The organism is Actinokineospora sp. NPDC051303 (assembly GCF_055586285.1).
Genome location: NZ_JBVJIN010000012.1, coordinates 68529 through 86871, shown reverse-complemented (window position 1 = coordinate 86871; position 18343 = coordinate 68529). Strand labels below are relative to the sequence as shown.

Below are 18343 nucleotides of genomic sequence, written 5' to 3'. Positions count from 1 at the left end.
GCGCCGTTGAGCGGCCCTGGGCGTGGTGGTCGGTCGAGCGGTCACTCAGGTGAGGTGCCGCTGAGCGGGCCCGCGCATAGTGCCCCGTTGAATGGTCACGTGCGTGAGGCGCCTAACCGTCATGGTGGTGAGGCGCCGTTGAGCGGCCCTGGGCGTGGTGGTCGGTCGAGCGGTCACTCAGGTGAGGTGCCGCTGAGCGGGCCCGCGCATAGTGCCCCGTTGAATGGCCACGTCCGTGAGGTGCCGAACGGTCCTGTTGGCGAGGTGCCGTCGAGCGGCCCCGGGCGTGGTGCTCCGCTGAACGGCCACGCCTGGGACGAGCCGCCGCACGACCCGGCGTTCGAGGTTCCGCCCACCGGCCGCGCCGTGCCGCCGAACGGCTCCCCGCGCGGTGTCCCGGCGAACGGGCACCCCCGCGAAATGCCGCCCACCGGCCCCGCTCGTGACCTCCCGCCCGGCCCCACCCGCGCTGTTCCGCTCAGCGGCCACCTCGGCGACCTCCCGTCCCACGGCCACCCGCACGGGGCCGCGGCGGACGACGAGGTCCGCGAGGCTCCGCCGACCGGTCGTCGTCGGCGCGCGGCCGAGCCCGGCCGACCTGCTTTCGAGGCTCCGCCGGGCGATGGGGTCCGCGAGGCCGCGCCCACTGGCCGTCGTCGTGCCGCCGAGCCCAGCGTCCCCGCTTTCGAGGCTCCGTCTGATGACGGCGTTGCGCCGACCGGCCGTCGTCGCGCGGCTTTCGAGCCGCCGTCGAGTGAGTCCGCGCCCCGACCCGGCGCGGCCCACGAAGCCCCCCGGGCGGGCCGCGCGCACCCGACCCCGCCGCCCGGCCGTCCCCACCCCACACCGCCGAACGGCTACCGCCGCGAAGCCCCGCTGCCCGAGCACGACGCCCCAGCCGCAGGCGCCCCCCAGAACGGGCAGCCCCGCCTGGACGTGCCCACCGAGCGCGTCCAGCCGCTCGCCCAGCCGCCCACCGAACGCGTCCAGCCCCTGACCGAGCGCGTCCAGCCCTTGGCCGAGCGGGGCCAGCCGCCCGCCGAACGCGTCCAGCCGCCCACCGAGCGGGTCCAACCCTTGGCCGAACGGGCCCAGCCGCTGCCGCCGACCGAGCGGGTGCGGCCGGTGCCGCCTCCCGTTCGGGGCCGTCCCGCTCCGCCGCCGTTTCCGGCTCGGCCGCGGCCGTATCCGGCTGGCGCGCCTCGGCCGATGCACCCCGGCGAGGCGCCCACCGAGGTCATGGCGCCGGTGCCCGCCGAGGTCGAGGACCCCACGGAGCTGATCCCAGCTGTCCCGGCCGCGGTCCCGGCCGACGACTACGACGACAGCTACGAAGACGACTACGACGACCAGGACTACGACGACCAGGACCGCGACGACCACGAGGACCCGGAAGACGAGGTCCCCGCCAAGAAGGCGCCGCCGAAGGCGAGTGGGGGCAGCGCCGTCGTGCAGGGCGTCGGCGAGCTCATGGTCACCTTGGGCCTGGTCGTGCTGCTGTTCGTGCTGTACGAGGTGTGGGTCACCGACCTGGTGTCCGCGGGCAAGCAGCGGGACGTCACCTCCGCCCTCGACCAGCAGTGGCAGGGGCAGAACGAGCGCACGCAGAAGTTCTCCTACGCCGACGGCGAGGGCATGGCGAAGCTCTACATCCCCGCGCTCGGCGAGGACTACCGCTTCACCATCGTCGAGGGCACCTCGAACGAGAACCTCGAAGTCGGCCCCGGCCACTACAAGCACTCCGCGCTCCCCGGGCAGCCGGGCAACTTCGCCGTCGCGGGGCACCGGGTGGGCAAGGGCGCCCCGTTCAACGACCTCGACCTGTTGCAGGCGTGCGACGCGATCGTCGTGGAGACCCAGACGAGTTGGTTCGTCTACCGGATGCTGCCCACCGAGGCCGACGCGCGCGACTGGGGCACTCGCGGCTCCGACCCGCTCTGCTCCGGCGTCGAGCCCCTCACCGGCCCGTACGCCGCCGCGGTGGGCCGTCAGATCGTCACCCCGAAGGACAGCGAGGTGGTCGCCCCGGTGCCGACCAACCCGGGATCGACCCTGCCGGAGGCCGAGCGCCGCAAGCTCATCACGCTGACCACCTGCCACCCGAAGTTCTCCAACAAGCAGCGGATGATTCTGCACGGCATCCTGGTGCGCGAGCAGCAGAAGAACCCGGCCGACCCCGACGCGGTCCCCGCTGAGCTGCGGGAGACCCGCTAACGGTTATCGGTCTCGTAGTCCCGGCTACACTCGTCGGTCCTGGTTCGGAGGGCGGCTGGTTGAGCGTGGACACGATGACGTCGGCGGTGTTCGAGCGCGGCGGCGAACTCCCGATCGAGGGCACAAGCTACGTGGGCAGGCTGCGGGAGACCGCCGACGCGCGCAGACTGCTCGGCGCGGGGCACCTGCTGACCCTCAGCGGCACCGGCGGGGTCGGCAAGACGCGGTTGGCGGGTCGGGTGGCCGCTGAGGTCGGCGAGCAGTACCGGGGCGAGGTCGTGTTCGTCCGGCTGGCCGAGCTGCGCGATCCCGACCTGGTGGCGGACACGGTCGCCGAGTCGATGGGGCTGCGGGACCAGTCCGGCCGCACCTCGACCGACCTGGTGGTCAATCACCTGCGGGACCGGCGGGCGCTGCTGGTGCTGGACAACTGCGAGCACCTGGTCGACGCCTGCGCCCGGTTCGTGGCCGCGGTGCTGCGGAACTGCCCCCGGGTTTCGGTCCTGGTCACCAGCAGGCAGTCGATCGGGGTGCCGGGGGAGCAGGTGTTCCCGGTGCCGCCGCTGGCGGTGCCGGACGCCGAGGACGTCCACTCGCCCGCCGACCTGGAGCGCTACGACGCGGTGCGGCTGTTCGTGGACCGCGCGCGGGCGGTGCGTTCCTCGTTCGCGGTCACTGAGGAGAACTACCGCCACCTGGCCCGGCTGTGCCAGGAGCTGGAGGGCCTGCCGCTGGCGATCGAGCTGGCCGCGGTGCGGGTGCGGTCGCTGTCGGTGAAGCAGCTCGCCGAGCGGCTCACCGACCGGCTGTCTCTGCTGACTGGCGGCAAGCGGACGGCGCCCAGGCGGCAGCAGACGCTGCTGGCGACCATCGAGTGGAGCTACGGGCTGTGCTCGGCGGCAGAGCAGCTCATGTGGGCGCGGACGTCGGTGTTCTCCGGCACCTTCAACATCGCCGCGGTGGAGCAGGTCTGCGGCGGCGACGGCGTCGACCCGGCCGACGTGCTCGACCTGGTCGACGCGCTGCTGGACAAGTCCGTGCTGGTCCGCGAGGAGCATGACGGCGAGGTCCGCTACCGGATGCTGGAGACGCTGCGGCAGTTCGGCTTGGCCCGGCTCACCGAGTCCGGCGACCGGCCCCGGGTCGCCCGGCGGCACCGGGACTGGCACGCCGAGCGCGCCGCCCGGTTCCAGGACGAGTGGCTCGGCCCGAACCAGGTGGCGGCGACGGCCGCGCTGCGGCGGGACTACCCGAACATCCGGGTCGCCTTGGACTTCTGCTTCACCGAGCCGGGCGAGGCCGCGGTCGGGGCGCGGATGATCGCCGACATCGTCGACTTCTGGTCCATCAGCGGCCGGTTCACCGAGTTGCGGGTCTGGATGGACCGGGCGCTGGCGACGCTGCCCGAGGACGCGCCGGAGCGGGTGACGGCCCTGCGGATTCTCGGCTGGACGGCGCTGTTCCAGGGCGACGCCGAGACGGTCGTGAGCTCGTTCGTCGCAGCCGCCGACCTGCTGGCGCGGCGGCCGGACGAGGTGGAGGCGGCCTACATCGCCAACGGCTGGGGCGTGGCCGGGGTGTTCAGCGGCCACCCGGAGGCCGCGGTGCCCCAGTTCCGCGCCGCCATGGCGGGGTTCGAGGCGACCGGGGTGCGCCGGGGCCTGCTGTCCACCCCGCCCGGCTACGGCCTCGCGGTCGGCCTCACCGAGGACTACGAGAAGGGCCGGGAGATCCTCAACGCGGCCATCGCCCGCTGCGCCGAGCTCGATGAGACCCACTGGCGCTCGTGGACGCTGTGCGTGCTGGCCTTCCTCGACATGAAGGCCGCCCACGACGCCGAGCGCGCCGCTCCGCTCGCCGTCGAAGCGCTGCGCATGGCGCACACGGTGGGCACGGTCGAGGTCGAGGCGTTCACCACCGAGCTCTTGGCCGCCATCGCCAGCCACCAGGGCGACCACGTCCGCTCGGCGACCCTGCTCGGCGTCGCCGACGCGGGCTGGACCGCGATGGGCTCGTCCACCGCCGCCTACGTGCCGCTCAACGAGCTCCGCGAGGAATACCTGGCGCTGACCCGGAAGGCGCTGAGCGACGCGGCGTTCGCCAAGGCCTTCGACCACGGCCGGACCCTGCCGCCCGAGGACGCCCTGCGCTACGCCGTCGAGCGGGCTCCGGAGCGCTCCGCCGTGGACACCGTCCTGACCAAACGCCAGGCCCAGATCGCCAAGCTGGTCGCCCAGGGCATGACGAACCGGGAAATCGCCGACCACCTGGTGATCTCCACCCGCACGGTGGAGACGCACGTGGAGCACATCCTCACCAAGCTGGACTTCCAGAGCCGAGCGCAAATCGCCGCCTGGGTGACGACCACGGGCGAGTGAGCGCCGATCGGGTCCACTGTCGACACGCGACCCTCGGTGACCGCCGGTGACGTAACGCTGCGTTACTCGCCCGTATCGGGTGGTGCGGCGTTACCGAACTTCACTCGGATAGCGCAATTGTCGATCAACGACTTGTCGTACACCGCTATGGAGACGTAGACCAACACCACTGGTGGGTGAGCGGTGGAGGAAAAATGTCCGATTCGGTGAACACCAACTGGCAGAGTTTTTGGGCGGACATCCCCCAGGAGAGCGGCGTCGCGATCTGGGACAGCTCGCCCAGCGTCACCGCGACCGCGCAGCTTCCCTGGTTCGAGCCGCACTTCGCCGAGGCGCTGCCGGTGCTCGACGTCGGCTGCGGCAACGGCACCCAGTCCGCGGCGCTCGCCGAGCGCTACTCGCGCGTGCTGGGCCTGGACTTCGCCCCGGCGGCGATCGAGCACGCGCGCAAGCTCCAAGCGGACTCGCCGGTCGAGTTCCGCACCTTCGACCTGGCCGACACCGCGGCGGCCCGCGCCCTGCACGACGAACTCGGCGACGTGAACATCTACATGCGCGGCGTCCTGCACCAGATGCCCGACGAGCGGCGGGCGGACGCCGCCGCCTCGCTCGCGGTGCTGCTGGGCGAGACCGGGCGCCTGTTCGCCGTCGAACTCGCGCCCGCGGCCGGGTTGACGATCAAGTCGGCGATCGAGCAGAGCCCGGACGCGGTGCCGAAGATGCGGCAGGTGTTCAAGCACGGCCTCACGCCCGCGGCCTGGGAGGACGGCAAGCTCGAAGCCGTGCTGACCGCGGCGGGCATCGAGATCGTGGACAGCGGGTCGACCACGTTGCAGGGCACCGACACCCTGCCCAACGGCGACCGGCTGGACCTGCCGATGAACTACGTGATCGCCCGCGCGGGCCGCTGAGCCCGGCCCCGGTGGCCGCCCTGCCCCGGGCGGCCACCGGCGCGCGCCCTGTCCCAGAGTGTGATGACGCGGAACACGCGGCCTCCCCATGGACGCCGTGATCCGGTTAGGGTCGAAACTGTGGTGGTCCGGTGATCGAGAAAATCCTGCCCACCGCCGTCGTGGCGGTGGAGGCCTATGACGACCCGCCCGAGGCGACCCTGTTGCCGGAGGAAGAGGCGGTGGTGGCGAAGTCGGTGGACAAGCGCCGCCGCGAGTTCACCACGGCGCGCCACTGCGCCCGTCAAGCCCTCGCCCAACTGGGCAGGCCCCCCGCCGCCATCCTTCCTGGCGAGCGCGGCGCCCCCCAGTGGCCGGACGGCGTCGTCGGCAGCATGACCCACTGTGCGGGCTATCGGGCCGCGGTCCTGGCCGAGGCCGCGGACGTGGTGACCGTGGGAATCGACGCCGAACCCCACGTGCCCCTTCCCGAAGGCGTCTTGGACGCGGTGACGCTGCCCGACGAACGCATCCATCTCTCCGTGCTGGCCAAGAACCACGCGGACGTGCACTGGGACAAGCTGCTCTTCGCCGCGAAGGAAAGCGTCTACAAGTCCTGGTTCCCGCTGGCCCGCAAGTGGCTGGGCTTCTCCGAAGCCCGCATCCGCCTGAACCCGAAGGGCACCTTCACCGCGGACCTCCTCGTTCCCGGCCCGACAGTCGACGGCAAGGAAATCACCGGCTTCGACGGCCGCTGGCTCGCCGCCAACGGCCTCATCGTCGCCGCCATCACCATCACCACCTGACCGTTTGCCCGCCGCGGCGTCAGAGTCGTCGGACGCGCAGCACACCGGTCAGCATCGGGAGGGTGAACTCGCCGCTGCCGGTGTCCGGTGTGCGCGCGAGGAAGGCGTGGATGCGGTCGAGCGCAGCCTGTCGGTCCGGCTCCGGCATGACCACCATCCCAGCGCGCGTCGCGAGCGTCGCGACGAGGGAATCGGCTGTTCGGCGCTGCCCGTGCGGGAACTCGGCCTGCTCCGGCGAGCCGAACCGGGAGGGCAGACCGTGGCCGGGGAGGTACGTGCCCGCCGTCGCGGCGCGCCAACCGCCGAGCGTGTCGCGTGGGCCGATGGCGGCGGCGCCGCTGACCCGTTCGAGTTCGGCGACCCACCCGACCCGGTCGTCCAGGACGTTCCACAGGCCGGCCAGGACGCCCCCGGGCGCGAGGACCCTGGCGATCTCTGGTCCCGCGGCGGCCATGTCGAACCAGTGCAGCGCGTTCCCGGCCAGCACGGCGTCCACGGACGCGTCCGGCAGCGGTATCGCCTCGGCGCTGCCCGCCAGCGCGCGGACCCCGGGCAGCGCGCGGCGCAGTTCGGCCAGCATCGCCGGGTCGGGTTCGACCGCGACGACGCCAACGCCCGACGCGACCAGCGCGGCGGTGAGCTTGCCGGTTCCCGCCCCCAGGTCAAGCACCCGCGGCCCAGGCGCGGCACCGCACCGCGGCCCGCGCGTAGTCCGGCCGGTGCTCGGCGTACGCCCCCGCCACCGCGCCGAACGACAAGCCAGGAATCGGTCGCTCCCCCATACAGCGACCGTACCCACCGACAGAAGCGGAAAGCGCCCCGCAGCCCCCGCGTCGTCCTAGTTCAGGAGCGCCCAAGGGGCCGGATAGTGCCTTCGGGACATTTCGGATCGCGCGTTGCTACTGTGCGGGCGAGGCGTGGATGTTGCGTGCCGCAACCAACGGGAGGCGACGATGGGAGCCGGTTCCGGGCCGTGGACCGAGCCGGGCGCGTTCGAGGTGGCCCCTGGGGTGCACCGCATTCCGCTGCCCTTGCCGAACGACGGTCTGCACGCGGTCAACGTCTACGCCATCGAGACCGGTGGCGGGGTGGTGCTCATCGACTCGGGGTGGGGGCTGCGGGAGGCGCGTGACCTGCTGGAATCGTCGCTGGGGGCGGTGGGGTACGAGTTGGGGGACGTCCAGCGGTTCCTGATCACGCACATGCACCGCGACCACTACACGATGGCCGTGGAGTTGCGGCGGATGTTCGGGACGAAGATCGCCCTCGGGCTCGGCGAGCAGCCCAACATCGAGGCGGCCATCGCGGGGGAGACCGAGAGCCAGTTCCGGGCGCTGGTCCAGTGGGGCGCGGACCCGCTGGTGGACCGCCTGCGCGCGCTCTACGACGCCCGGGACCCCGGCCGCCCCCGCTACGAACTGCCCGACGACTGGATTCCGGGCGCACAGGACGTCCAGGTCGGCGACCGGGTGCTGCGGGCCGTGCCGACACCGGGCCACACCCGAGGCCACGTGGTGTTCGTGGACGAGGCGGCGAGGTTGTTGTTCGCCGGGGACCACGTGTTGCCGCACATCACCCCGTCCATCGGGTTCGAGCCCGCGCGGGCCGACCTGCCGCTAGGGGACTACCTGGACTCCCTGCGTCTCATGCGAACCTTCCCCGACTTGCGGTTGCTGCCCGCCCACGGCCCCATCGCCGAGAGCGTCCACACCCGCGTCGACGAACTGCTGACCCACCACGAGAACCGGTTGGCCGAAACCGCCACCGCCGTCCGCGACGGCGCCGCAACGGCGTTCGACGTCGCCCGCCAACTGGGCTGGACCCGCCGCGCCCGCCACTTCGACACCCTGGACCTGTTCAACCAGGTCCTCGCCACCGGCGAGACCGCCGCCCACCTCGACGTCCTGGTAGCCCGAGGCGACCTCAAGTCATCCACAGTGGACGGTGTGGTCGAGTACCTCCCCATGCCCCACACCACCACCCCCGACTGACCTCCCCACCAACACGAGCACACCGCCCGCCTACGCCCCCAGCGCCACGCGCCGCCCCGAGCGGCAAAAGCCCAGCGACACCGCTTGCTCAACGGCACCGCCTGCGGGCACCACTCGCGGAGGGGCGTCGCCTGAGGGGCACCGCGCGCGGAGGCCGCTCGCTGAGCGGCACCGCATGGGGGTACCACTCGCTGAGCGATGCCGCGTGCGAACGCCGCTCGCTGAGGGGCGTCGCTTGAGGGGCACGCGCTCGCTCAGCGGCACCGCGTGCGGGCACCACTCGCCCAGCGTGCCGCGCGATGGGCACCGCCCGCTGAGGGGTGCCGCGTAAGGTGCCGCTGGCTGAGGGCGTCGCTTGAGGCACCGCGTGCGGTGGGTGGTACCGCTCGCTGAGCGGCACGGCGTGAGGGTGCCGCTAGCTCAGCGGCCCCCCTCAGCGGGGCGTTGCCCGCCGAGGGGGGCCGAGTGTGGATGCCGCTAGCTGAGGGTGTCGCCAGAGGGGCACCGGGTGAAGAGGCACCGCACGCTGATCTGCGCCGCGCCAGGCGCCACTCGCTCAGCGTGCCGCGCAAGGGGCGCTGCCCGCTGAGGGGTGCCGCGTGCGAGCGCCGCTCGCTGGCAGGTGTCGCCTTAGGGGCACCGCGTGAAAGAGGCACCACCCGCTGATCTGCGCCGCGCCAGGGCGCCACTCGCTCAGCAGTACCGCGCGAGAGGCGCTGCCTGTTGGGGGTGCCGCCTGAGAGGCGCAGCCCGCAGGTGCACTGCCCCCGAGCGTGCCGCTCACTGATCGGCACCGCGTGAGGGCGCGACTCGCTCACCGGCGCCGTGCGAGGGGCACCGCTCGTTGAGGGTGCCGCCTGGGAGGCGCAGCCCGCAGGTGCGCTGCCCCCGGGCGGTGCCGCTCGCTGAGCGGCACCGCGTGAGGGCACCGCTCGCTCAGCGGTGCCACGCGAGGGCGCTGCCCGTTGCTGCCCGTTGAGGGGTGCCGCGTGTGGGCGCCGCTGGCTGAGGGGTGTCGCCTGAGGGGCACCGCGTGAAGAGGCACCGCCCGCTGATCGGCACCGCGCCGAGGTGCCACTCGCTCAGCGGTGCCGCGCGAGGGGCACCGTCCACTGAGGGTGCCGCCTGAGAGGCGTAGCCCGCTGAGATGCACTGCCCCTGAGCGGTGCCGCTCGCTGAGGGGCACCGCCCCTGGGCGGTAGCGCCCCGCAAGCGCGCCTACCTCCTGGGAGACACTGGGGTGGGCAGGTGCCGCTCCAGCGCTGCGCCGAAATGGGTGGCACGAACGTGGGGCATCAGCCGCAGTGGAGTGAGCGAGGTGAGGGCTCAGCTCGCGACCGAACTCGGCTGCCGCACCAGTGCGCGTGTTGGGTCCGTGTACCGCAGCGCTCCCGGGAGTCGATGTTGTCGGGTGTCTCGTGGTTTCCTCCTCTTAGTCGGTGTCCTCAGTGCCAGCGTGTATCCAGAGCGGCGCCGTCCCGGACGGCTGTCAGTCGAAAAGGGACGGTTGGCCGTTTGGCGCGGCGCCCTCGATGGCCAGGATGCGGAGCTTGGTCGTCGCGCCGTTGCCCGCGGAGAAGCCGCCGACCTTGCCGCCCGCGGCCAGGACTCGGTGGCAGGGCACGATGATCGGGTACGGGTTGCGGCCCAGCGCTTGGCCGACCGCCTGGGCCGACCCGGGGGTGCCCAAGCGGTCGGCGACTTCGCCGTAGGTGAGGGTTTGGCCGACCGGGATGGCGCGGGCGACCGCGTAGACGCGCCGGTGGAACTCCGGCACGCCCGCCGGGTCCAAGGCGATGTCGGCTAAGTCGTCCGCCTCGCCGCGCAGCAGCGCTGTTATCCGGTCTATGGCTGACCGCACCGGCACGGGTGGGTCGGCCTCGACCGCGTATGAACGCAGCCTGGTGGCGGTGGCCGCGTCGTCGCGTTCGGGTAGTTGCACGGCGGTGATGCCGTGCTCGCCCCACGCGATGCCGCAGCGGCCGATCGCCGTGTCGAACAGGGTGTGCCCCCGCGGGCCGACGCCCCCGGGGGCTGCTGGTTTGCTCATGTGCCGTCCTCCCTCCTGGCGCGAAACAGTGTGCCAGCGGGGTACGACAATTCCCTCAAGCCGACAGCAGGCGCTGGAAAAGCGACCGGTACCGGCGCAGCGCCAGCCGCAGGTCCTCGGTCTGCGCCTGCGCCTCCAAGCCGCGCCGATGCTCGGTGAACGTGGCCGCAAGCGCTTGCAAGACCTGCTCGACCAACCGGTCCGCCGCGCGCACGGCTTCCCGCGGGTCGTCCACGAAGCCGGTCTGGACCGCCTGCCAGCGTTCGCGGAAGCGGGCTATCTCGTCGTCGGAGAACAGTGGAGCGCCTTCGACGTCGGCGGGGCGCGCGGTGTCCTGGTCCACGGAGGGACCGGGGTCGTGGGCGGGCGGGCCGTCGGAGAGCCGTGGATCTGCGGCCCTCGGGTCGGTGGCGCGGGGATCGGCCAAACCGGGGTGGTTCTGTCGCACGGAATTGCCTCCTGGTCAGCTGACGGCGTGTCCGGCGTCTTCGTTCACCAGTTCCTCGAACAGCGACCGGTAGCGCACGATCGCCTCGCGAAGCTCCTCTGTGGACACCTGGCTGCGGTCCTGCCTGCACTTGACCTGATGCGCGATCCGGTATTGCTCCACAGTGTGCGAGTGGCGCACCGACAGGTCCGCGAACCGCTGTTCCGGATCTGTGTCGGACGGATAGCCGCGCTCGGCCATCACCGCTGTCACGAGCCGGTCCGCGTCCTTCACGGCTTCGCTGGGGTGGTCTACGAACTGCTCTTGCACCAACGCCCACTGCTGCAGATAGCGCTCTCGCGCGGAAGAGGACAGCGGCTTGATCTCCAACTGCTCATGGCGCTTCTCACGATCGGCGAGTTCCCGTTCCGCCGCGCGCCGGGGTTGCTCGCGCACGGTCCGGTCGTACTCGGGGCCAAAACGCTCCCGTAGATGCTTGCGGTAAGACTGCCGCCGAACCACGAACGCGATCACGAGAAGCACCACGACGACCGCGACGGCGATACCGATGATCGCGGCTGTCGACATCGGAATCTCCTTTCCGGACAAGGGAATCTTGCTGTTCGGAATACCCGACGTCGCAGGTCGTGAAACGGGCGCCGCCGCACGTTGGGCCATTCGGCCTAGTCGCGCCGGTCAGCACCCGCACCCGGCGGCGACCGCCGTGAGCGGGTCGGTTTCCCGCTGTGCCAACGTTCCCGCGATCGCGAACCCCTCCCGCGCCCAGTACTCGAACCCGCCGAGCATTTCCCGCACGCGGTAGCCGAGTCGGGCGAACTCCAGCGCGGCCCGCGTCGCGCCGTTGCAGCCCGGTCCCCAGCAGTAGGTGACCACGTCGGCGGACGGGGGCACGGTCTCGGCCGCCCGCGCGGCGATCTCCCGGGTCGGCAGGTGCAGCGCGCCGGGGATGTGCCCCTGCTCCCACGCCTCGGTCGAGCGCGAGTCCACCACGACCAGCCCGGGCGCGCCCGCAGCGAGGGCGGCGTGGACGTCGCTGACGTCGGTCTCGAAGGCGAGGCGGGCGGTGAAATGGGCGACGGCGTCGATTGTCATGCCCTGATCCTCTGTGGAGCGCGCCCGCGACGACAGTGGCGGGAACGCCGCTCTACGCTAAGATTCCGCCATCAGAACCGTGAGCGTCCTCGCCTACGAAGGCATGTCCGCCTTCGAGCTCGGCATCGTGACCGAGGTCTTCGGCCTGCCCCGCCCCGAGTTGGACGTTGACTGGTACCGGCTCACCCTGTGCGCGGACGGGCCGGTCCGCGTGGTCGGCGGGGCCACCCTGCACGCCGACGCCGGTCTGGCCGCGCTCGCCGCGGCCGACACCGTGATCGTTCCCGGGGTGCCGGACGTGCGCGCCGAGGTCGCCCCGGCGCTGGTCGCGGCCCTGCGCGCGGCGCATGCCCGGGGCGCGCGCCTGGTCTCGATCTGCTCGGGCGCGTTCGCCCTGGCCGCCGCGGGCCTGCTCGACGGCAGGCGCGCGGCCACCCACTGGCGCTACGCCGACCTGCTCGCCGCCCGGCACCCGGAGGTGCTGGTCGACCCGGACGTCCTCTACGTGGACGACGGCGACGTTCTCACGAGCGCGGGTAGCGCCGCCGGGATCGACCTGTGCGTGCATCTGGTCCGCGCGGACTTCGGCGCGGCCGTCGCCAACGCGGTGGCCCGCCGCCTGGTCGTCCCGCCGCACCGCGAGGGCGGGCAGGCGCAGTTCATCGAGACCCCCGTGCCCGCTCCTGCCGACGACCCGGTAAGCGCGAGCATGGCGTGGGCTCTTGCCAACCTCACCACCCCGCTTACCGTCGAGGCGTTAGCCCGCCACGCGCACCTGTCGCCGCGCACTTACCTGCGCCGGTTCAAGCAAGCCAGCGGCACGAGCCCGATCCGATGGCTGATCGCGCAACGGGTGCAGGCGAGCCTGGCCCTGCTCGAATCCGGGGACGGGTCGGTCGCCGAGGTCGCCGCCGCTGTCGGCTTCGACAGCCCGGTCACCTACCGGCACCACTTCGCCCGCGCGATGCGGACCTCGCCCTCGGCGTACCGGCGCGCGTTCCGGGCGCGCCGAACCTGATTACTCGCCTTGCTCTATAGAGACCAGGCTCGGGTCGCCGAACTGGTAGCCGACACCGCGCACGGTCCGGACGAGAGCGGGGCCCAACTTGCCGCGCAACCGGCGGATGTGCACGTCGACAGTGCGCTCGCTGACGTAAGAGGTGTGCCACACCTCGGTCATCAGGCCGCGCCTGCGGTGCACCCGGCCGGAGTTGGCGGCCAGGAACAGCAGCAGGTCGAACTCCAGGCGGGTCAGCGCGATCTCCTCGCCGTGCCACAGGACGCGGCGGGCGTCCACCAGCACGCGCAGCGGCGCCCGGGTGCCGGGCAGGGCCACCAGCACGCCGGAGCGGGCCGGGGTCTCGGTGACCGTCACCTGCTGGTCGCCGAACGCGTTCAGGGCGCGGAGCAGGTCCGCGGTGAGAGTGGGGATGCGGTCGGCGTCCGCGGTGACGTTGACGGTCAGCGACAACCGAGTGGGCTGATTCTGGACATGCTGAAGCGGCGCGGCCATAAGAGAGTCCTGGTGGTTTCCGAAGGAGGTGGTGGGAGCGGGCGAGGTCAGAGTCGACATCGCCTTCCGGTGATCACTTCGGGACGCACCAGTCCAGTCGACCAGGGAGACCGCGCGCGGTCAACGCCTGTTCCGGAAGGTGGGACTACTCCGGATAGTGCTCTATGGCCAGGTACGGGTGCAGGACATCCGCGCCACGCGGCAGGAACCATTCGTCAAAGTCCAGGCCAGGCGTGCCGAGCAGGTCGATTTCGTCCTCGCCGCCCTCTTCCGCCTCCAGGTCGTAGAGGCGCTCGTGATCGAGATCGGCGAAAACGCGCTCGTCGAATGCGGCGAAGATCTCTTTCAGGGGAAGCTCGTCAAGCAGGCCCGCGAGGTCGAGTTGGACGCTCGCCTCGGTCTTGAGCACGTGCAGGGCCAGCGCCTCGGCGGTGCACAGCGGCGGCGTCCACTCCGGCTGCGAGAGCCGGTAGCCCAAGATGGCGGTGACGACCAGGAACTGCTTCGCGAAGAGGGCGCCGTAGTGCTCCGCGTAGCGCTGCGGGAGCTGGTTGAGCACGCTGAGCGCCTCGACCTCGCTGGCCGAGCTTTCCGCGTCCTCAAGTTCCTGCACGTCGGCGAACAGCTCGTCGGTCAGGATCTCCATGCCCTGCACCAGCGCGCCCGCGACCAGCCGCGCGGCCTCCTCGGAGATCGGGCAGTCCGGGTCGTCGGGCCGGTGGCCGAACGCGTCGAGGCCGAAGGCGCGCAGCGCGTCAGCGGAGGACCGCAGCTCCTCGCGCAGGGCGGCGATCTCCTCCTCGGTGAGTTCGGCCTCGTCGTCCTCGGGGTCTTCCACGGCGTCGTTCAGCGCCGCGGCCAGGTCGTCGTCGGTGGCGATGACCTCGCATCGCCCGACCGACCAGGTGGACAGCAGCTCCGTCTGCGCCAGCAGCTCGGTCAGCACGTGCCGGGCGGCCTCTTCCGCGAACGCGAGCGCGGGCGCGTCGAGCAGCCAGGTGATGACCGCGCCGCCCGGGTGGACCGCGACCCGGTGGTCGAGCGGCTCCACCTCGACGCCTTCCGGGCCTTCGATGCCCGCGAGCAGGTCGAGCTGCTCGTCGAGCAGCGCGGCGACCCCGTGCCGTTGCAGCGGGTCGAGCTCCGGCGCGTCGGCTGCGGGAGAGACATCGGCGGTGAGCTGGTATTCCACGTTCGGCAGTCTAGGGCGTCTCGGCGGGCCGGTAGCGCGGGCGGGCGCACCGGTGTCGCGGCTGTGCTCAGTCGCCCCACTCGGCTGGTGAGTCGGTCGACGCCACGCCCGGTATTTCGCCGCTTCGGAAGGCGTCCACGAACAGGCGATGGTCGGTGCGGGTCTGCTCGGCGTAGCGCAGGGCGAACTCGACCACGGCGGCGGTGAACTCGTCCCCTCGGTCGCCGATGGCCGAGGCGATGGCTTCCTCGCTCTGGAAATCGACCAGGGTCTGGTCGGAATCAGAGTCGGACACGCAGTGCGTCTTCGCCGTCGCCCGTCCGAGGGATTCGACCACCGGTCGGATGTCGGCGGGCTCGGTGAGGTCCGACCAGTCCAGGTCCGCGACGTAGGGCGACAGCTCCGACACCACGTACCCGACGCCGTCGAGGTCGGTGTAGCCCAGCCACGGGTCGGCGTGCGCCTGCAGCGCCCGCTGAGACACCGCCGTGCGGTGCCCGTGGTGGTGGAAGTACGCCCGGATCTTCTCGTCGGGCACGATCCGGCTCGGCGCGGCCACGTTCGCCTGCTTCATCGACAGCACCACGTCGTTCTCCAGCGCCTGCGTGCGCCCCTCGACCAGCACGTTGTACGCGGGCAGCCCGGCCGACCCGATGCCGAAACCGCTGCGGCCCACCACGTCCTTCACCCGGTAGCTCAGGCTGCCGCTGGCCCGCTTGCCGCTCGGGATCGTGTCCAGGTACCGCTCGAACGCCCGTTCAGCGGCGGCGCGCTCGTCCCGGCCGAGCGCGCGCACCCCCGGGCCGATCCGGAACACCCGGTCGTAGTCGTGGACCGCGGTGATCTCCTCCAGCAGCGCGATCCTGGTCGCGAGCCGGGCGCGCAGCAGCACGTCGCGCAGCACGCCCTCGGTGGTGTCCAGCCGCAGGCCGACCAACTCGTCGCCCGGGTTCTCCGCGAACGAGCGCACCTGCCGGACGTACGCGCGGGTGTAAGCGCGGACCAGCGCCGCGATAGCCGAATCCGGCAGCGCCTTGCGCCAGCCCAGCAGCGCCATGCTCGCCGCGAACCGGCGCACGTCCCAGGTGAAGCAGCCCAGGTACGCCTCATCGAAGTCGTTGACGTCGAAGACGAGCGCGCCCTCGGCGTTCATGTAGGTGCCGAAGTTCTCCGCGTGCAGGTCGCCCTGGATCCACACCCGGCTCGTCCGCCGGTCGGCCCACTCGTCCGGCTCGTCGGCCATGTCGGCGTAGAACAGGCACGCGCTGCCCCGGTAGAAGGCGAACGGCTCGGCGGCCATCTTGCGGAACTTGTGCCGGAACGCGACCGGGTCGGCGCGCATCAGGTCGGCGAACGCGTCCAGCAGCACGGCCACGATGCGCGCGCGGCGCTCCTCAGTCACGGGGACCTCCCTCGTCGGGCTGAGGCTAACTGGATTTTCGGGTCACAGTAGGACCACACATTCGTGACTGAGTAGAGAAGAAGTATCCGTATGGGTGGTTCTTCGCTGGTCGGACCGGGTAGAGCGATTCATCCAATCGAGTATTTCGATCTTTCGATCGCCTATTTCGGGTGGGTCCTGAGTCACAGTGGTGGTGTCGTCTGCCCTGCCTGGGAAAGGAAGTAGCAAGGGAATGAGCATCTACCTCATGGGGCTCTTCTGGGTCCTGGGAGCGGGCCTCGTGACCGCGGCCGTCGCCTACTTCTGTCGTCGCATCGGCGCGACGGACGGCTCGGTGCAGAACAACGAGGCCGCGGGGCAGGTGTTCACCATCGTCGGCGGTCTGCACGCGGTGCTGCTGGCGTTCGTCCTGATCTCCCTCTTCGACGCGGTGAACGGCGCGGAAGACGGCGCTTCTCGCGAGGCGGACAACCTTGTCGCCGCCTACTGGTCGGCGGACGCGTTGCCCGAGCCCGCGCGGACCGACGTGCGAGACCTGGTGGTCTCTTACGCGGGCACCGTCGTAGACCAGGAGTGGCCGGACATGGTCCGCGGCACCAGCGCCGTCGCGGGCGACGGCGCGGAGAAACTGGACCAGCTCCGCAAGACCATCAGCCAGGCCCAGGTGACAGACGACTGGCAGAACAGCCAGAAGACCACCGCCGCGGACAAGCTGTTGGAGGTCTACCAGGCCCGGCAGGCGCGGCTGAGCGCCGCGGGCAGCGACGGCGTCAGCACCGTCATGTGGTTCGCGCTGATCGCGGGCAGCGTCATGTCCGTGGCCATGCCGCTGCTGTTCGTCGGCCCGCGGCCCACCACGCACATCATCATCGTCTCGATCCTCGCCGCGACCCTGGCCCTGCTGCTGTTCGCCACCTACCAGCTGCAAAACCCCTACGCGGGAGGCGCGAAAGTGGAACCGGCCGCCTTCGAGAACGTCCTGGAACGGTTGCGATGAACCTCCGCGCCGCCATGTCGGGGGCGGGCGTCGCCTGTCTGATCCTGGCGAGCAGCGTCGCACTGTCCGGCGAAGAGGGCCGCGCGGCACCTGTCACGACGCGCGCGGTCGACTGCACTTTCCTGCGCGTGCACAGCAACGGCCAGTCAAGCCTGTCGGTGCTGAGCCGCGTCCGGCTGTCCAACGGCGCGACAGAGCGGGTCCGCACCCTGGAGTACCAGGTCAACGCCCTCGGGTACGCGCCCGCGGCGAAACTCTCTTACGGCCTGGCAAACAGACACGCGGGCGGCGCGTTCGGCGACGGCGCCCACCTGGTCACGGTCGCCTACAGCGGGCAGACCCAGGACTTGGGCCCGGTCCGGCGGGTCAGCCACCCACTGCCCGCGGACAAGTTCCGCGGGGCGACAGCGGGCGCGGTCAAGGGCGGCGTTCTGTATGTCCGTTCCGGCCGCGTGCTCTATGGGATTGACGTCAACCCGGGCAGTGAGACTTACCGCGGTCTGGTCAAGGTTGTCCCGCTGTGGCCTGCGCTGCTGTCGGCGTCGGTTGACGACTTTGACGTGCGGCCGTCTGACGGCTCGCTCTACGGCGTGTCGACGCATCTGACGCCGTTCGGCTGGGTGGTCCGGATCAACCCGGCCACCGGGTTCGTCTCACTGGTTCACCGGGCCTGGCTGCCCAGCGGGAATCCGTATGGCGCGGCACTCATTGGGCCGGACGACGCGCTCTATGCGGCGGCTAACCGGTCCGCTGGACGGAGTCGGCTGTACCGGGTGAGCCTGGCGTCGCACGGCACTGCCCAAGAGATCGCGGTGTGGCCTGCGGTGGACTCAGCTGATGCCACGGGGTGCGTTCCTGCGTCGGCACCTCCACCCGGGCCGCCGCCACCTCCTCCACCGCCCCCTCCGCCACCGCCGCCTCCTCCACCACCACCGCCTCCGACGGGAGAGCCCCCGCAGCCTCCGCCGACGGGGGAGCCTCCGCCTCCACCCGCACCGCCACCTCCGCCACCTCCGCCTCCGCCGCCGCCACCACCACCTCCGCCGCCAGGGGAGCCGCCGCCACCACCTCCGCCGGGGGAACCGCCGCCGCCTCCGCCGCCGGGGGAGCCGCAGCCGCCGCCTCCACCGCCCGGGGAACCGCCGTCTGCGGAGCCTTTGCCTTCGGCGCCGCCGGTTGCGCAGCCGCCGCCTGTGCAGGCGCCTGTTCGGCCGCCGGTGGCGTTGCCTGCGCCTGTTGTGCCTGCGCCGGTGGTTCCGACGGTTCCGGGGCGGACGACGACTGTGGTGCCGGACGCGCCGCGGCCGGTGGTTCCGCCGGGGCGGTCGCCTGCGGCTCCGGTGCCGGGGCGGGTTGAGCCTGCGCCGCCT

Annotated in this window: 16 protein-coding genes and 1 pseudogene; 8 read left to right on the top strand and 9 right to left on the bottom strand. The window is 71.8% G+C overall.

From position 1 onward, the window contains the following. Positions 1–219 precede the first annotated feature (219 nt). The 4 genes from ACZ6SD_RS12275 (at position 220) to ACZ6SD_RS12260 (ending at position 6288) form a co-directional block, all read left to right on the top strand. Positions 220–2214: a class E sortase gene (locus ACZ6SD_RS12275; protein ID WP_465316984.1), complete on the top strand. Its 1995-nt coding sequence runs from the start codon at positions 220–222 to the stop codon at positions 2212–2214. 74 nt (positions 2215–2288) lie between these two features. Next, positions 2289–4592, top strand: a complete 2304-nt coding sequence (locus ACZ6SD_RS12270; protein ID WP_465316983.1) for an ATP-binding protein — start codon at positions 2289–2291, stop codon at positions 4590–4592. A gap of 194 nt (positions 4593–4786) precedes the next feature. After that, positions 4787–5503, top strand: a complete 717-nt coding sequence (locus ACZ6SD_RS12265; RefSeq protein ID WP_465316982.1) for a class I SAM-dependent methyltransferase — start codon at positions 4787–4789, stop codon at positions 5501–5503. 131 nt (positions 5504–5634) lie between these two features. After that, positions 5635–6288 (top strand): 4'-phosphopantetheinyl transferase family protein, encoded by a 654-nt coding sequence (locus tag ACZ6SD_RS12260; RefSeq protein ID WP_465316981.1) that lies wholly within the window; start codon positions 5635–5637, stop codon positions 6286–6288. Between the two features lie 19 nt (positions 6289–6307). Here ACZ6SD_RS12260 and ACZ6SD_RS12255 read toward each other — a convergent pair whose 3' ends face one another. After that, complete coding sequence (locus tag ACZ6SD_RS12255) at positions 6308–6958, bottom strand: class I SAM-dependent methyltransferase (RefSeq protein ID WP_465316980.1); 651 nt, start codon at positions 6956–6958, stop codon at positions 6308–6310. A gap of 283 nt (positions 6959–7241) precedes the next feature. Here ACZ6SD_RS12255 and ACZ6SD_RS12250 point away from each other — a divergent pair, with 283 nt between their 5' ends. Next, positions 7242–8279, top strand: coding sequence for an MBL fold metallo-hydrolase (locus tag ACZ6SD_RS12250; RefSeq protein WP_465316979.1), 1038 nt, complete (start codon positions 7242–7244; stop codon positions 8277–8279). A gap of 1489 nt (positions 8280–9768) precedes the next feature. Here ACZ6SD_RS12250 and ACZ6SD_RS12245 read toward each other — a convergent pair. The 4 genes from ACZ6SD_RS12245 to ACZ6SD_RS12230 form a co-directional block, all read right to left on the bottom strand. Further along, positions 9769–10329 (bottom strand): methylated-DNA--[protein]-cysteine S-methyltransferase, encoded by a 561-nt coding sequence (locus ACZ6SD_RS12245; RefSeq protein WP_465316978.1) that lies wholly within the window; start codon positions 10327–10329, stop codon positions 9769–9771. A 55-nt stretch (positions 10330–10384) separates the two neighbouring features. Then, complete coding sequence (locus ACZ6SD_RS12240) at positions 10385–10777, bottom strand: hypothetical protein (RefSeq protein ID WP_465316976.1); 393 nt, start codon at positions 10775–10777, stop codon at positions 10385–10387. Positions 10778–10792: 15 nt separating this feature from the next. Further along, positions 10793–11344: a hypothetical protein gene (locus ACZ6SD_RS12235; RefSeq protein ID WP_465316975.1), complete on the bottom strand. Its 552-nt coding sequence runs from the start codon at positions 11342–11344 to the stop codon at positions 10793–10795. A 108-nt stretch (positions 11345–11452) separates the two neighbouring features. Then, on the bottom strand, positions 11453–11869 hold the full coding sequence (locus tag ACZ6SD_RS12230; protein ID WP_465316974.1) for a rhodanese-like domain-containing protein: 417 nt from the start codon (positions 11867–11869) through the stop codon (positions 11453–11455). 70 nt (positions 11870–11939) lie between these two features. Here ACZ6SD_RS12230 and ACZ6SD_RS12225 point away from each other — a divergent pair, with 70 nt between their 5' ends. Further along, positions 11940–12887, top strand: a complete 948-nt coding sequence (locus ACZ6SD_RS12225) for a helix-turn-helix domain-containing protein (RefSeq protein ID WP_465317045.1) — start codon at positions 11940–11942, stop codon at positions 12885–12887. On the opposite strand, the gene ACZ6SD_RS12220 is transcribed toward ACZ6SD_RS12225, so the two are convergent. From ACZ6SD_RS12220 to ACZ6SD_RS12210, 3 genes are all read right to left on the bottom strand, one after another. Beyond that, positions 12888–13442 (bottom strand): winged helix-turn-helix domain-containing protein, encoded by a 555-nt coding sequence (locus tag ACZ6SD_RS12220; protein ID WP_465316973.1) that lies wholly within the window; start codon positions 13440–13442, stop codon positions 12888–12890. It lies immediately after the preceding gene. 85 nt (positions 13443–13527) lie between these two features. Further along, positions 13528–14574: a hypothetical protein gene (locus tag ACZ6SD_RS12215; protein ID WP_465316972.1), complete on the bottom strand. Its 1047-nt coding sequence runs from the start codon at positions 14572–14574 to the stop codon at positions 13528–13530. Between the two features lie 67 nt (positions 14575–14641). Continuing rightward, positions 14642–15916: a DUF2252 domain-containing protein gene (locus ACZ6SD_RS12210; protein WP_465317044.1), complete on the bottom strand. Its 1275-nt coding sequence runs from the start codon at positions 15914–15916 to the stop codon at positions 14642–14644. A gap of 292 nt (positions 15917–16208) precedes the next feature. Here ACZ6SD_RS12210 and ACZ6SD_RS12205 point away from each other — a divergent pair, with 292 nt between their 5' ends. Together ACZ6SD_RS12205 and ACZ6SD_RS12200 are read left to right on the top strand one after the other, a co-directional pair. After that, positions 16209–16973: a bestrophin-like domain gene (locus ACZ6SD_RS12205; RefSeq protein WP_465316971.1), complete on the top strand. Its 765-nt coding sequence runs from the start codon at positions 16209–16211 to the stop codon at positions 16971–16973. Then, a pseudogene (locus ACZ6SD_RS12200) lies at positions 16970–17710 on the top strand (DUF6923 family protein); the annotation flags it as partial. The gene ACZ6SD_RS12205 and the pseudogene ACZ6SD_RS12200, both read left to right, overlap by 4 nt. Position 17711: 1 nt before the next feature. On the opposite strand, the gene ACZ6SD_RS12195 reads toward ACZ6SD_RS12200, so the two are convergent. Then, positions 17712–18101 (bottom strand): hypothetical protein, encoded by a 390-nt coding sequence (locus ACZ6SD_RS12195; protein WP_465317050.1) that lies wholly within the window; start codon positions 18099–18101, stop codon positions 17712–17714. Between the last annotated feature and the right edge of the window lie 242 nt (positions 18102–18343).

Excerpts from the sequence above, each read along its gene's own strand:
- ACZ6SD_RS12210 (WP_465317044.1), bottom strand. The coding sequence starts at position 15,916 with ATGCGCGCCGACCCGGTCGCGTTCCGGCACAAGTTCCGCAAGATGGCC.
- ACZ6SD_RS12235 (WP_465316975.1), bottom strand. The coding sequence starts at position 11,344 with ATGTCGACAGCCGCGATCATCGGTATCGCCGTCGCGGTCGTCGTGGTG.
- ACZ6SD_RS12265 (WP_465316982.1), top strand. The coding sequence starts at position 4,787 with ATGTCCGATTCGGTGAACACCAACTGGCAGAGTTTTTGGGCGGACATC.
- ACZ6SD_RS12220 (WP_465316973.1), bottom strand. The coding sequence starts at position 13,442 with ATGTCGACTCTGACCTCGCCCGCTCCCACCACCTCCTTCGGAAACCAC.
- ACZ6SD_RS12205 (WP_465316971.1), top strand. The coding sequence starts at position 16,209 with ATGAGCATCTACCTCATGGGGCTCTTCTGGGTCCTGGGAGCGGGCCTC.
- ACZ6SD_RS12230 (WP_465316974.1), bottom strand. The coding sequence starts at position 11,869 with ATGACAATCGACGCCGTCGCCCATTTCACCGCCCGCCTCGCCTTCGAG.
- ACZ6SD_RS12270 (WP_465316983.1), top strand. The coding sequence starts at position 2,289 with ATGACGTCGGCGGTGTTCGAGCGCGGCGGCGAACTCCCGATCGAGGGC.
- ACZ6SD_RS12245 (WP_465316978.1), bottom strand. The coding sequence starts at position 10,329 with ATGAGCAAACCAGCAGCCCCCGGGGGCGTCGGCCCGCGGGGGCACACC.
- ACZ6SD_RS12250 (WP_465316979.1), top strand. The coding sequence starts at position 7,242 with ATGGGAGCCGGTTCCGGGCCGTGGACCGAGCCGGGCGCGTTCGAGGTG.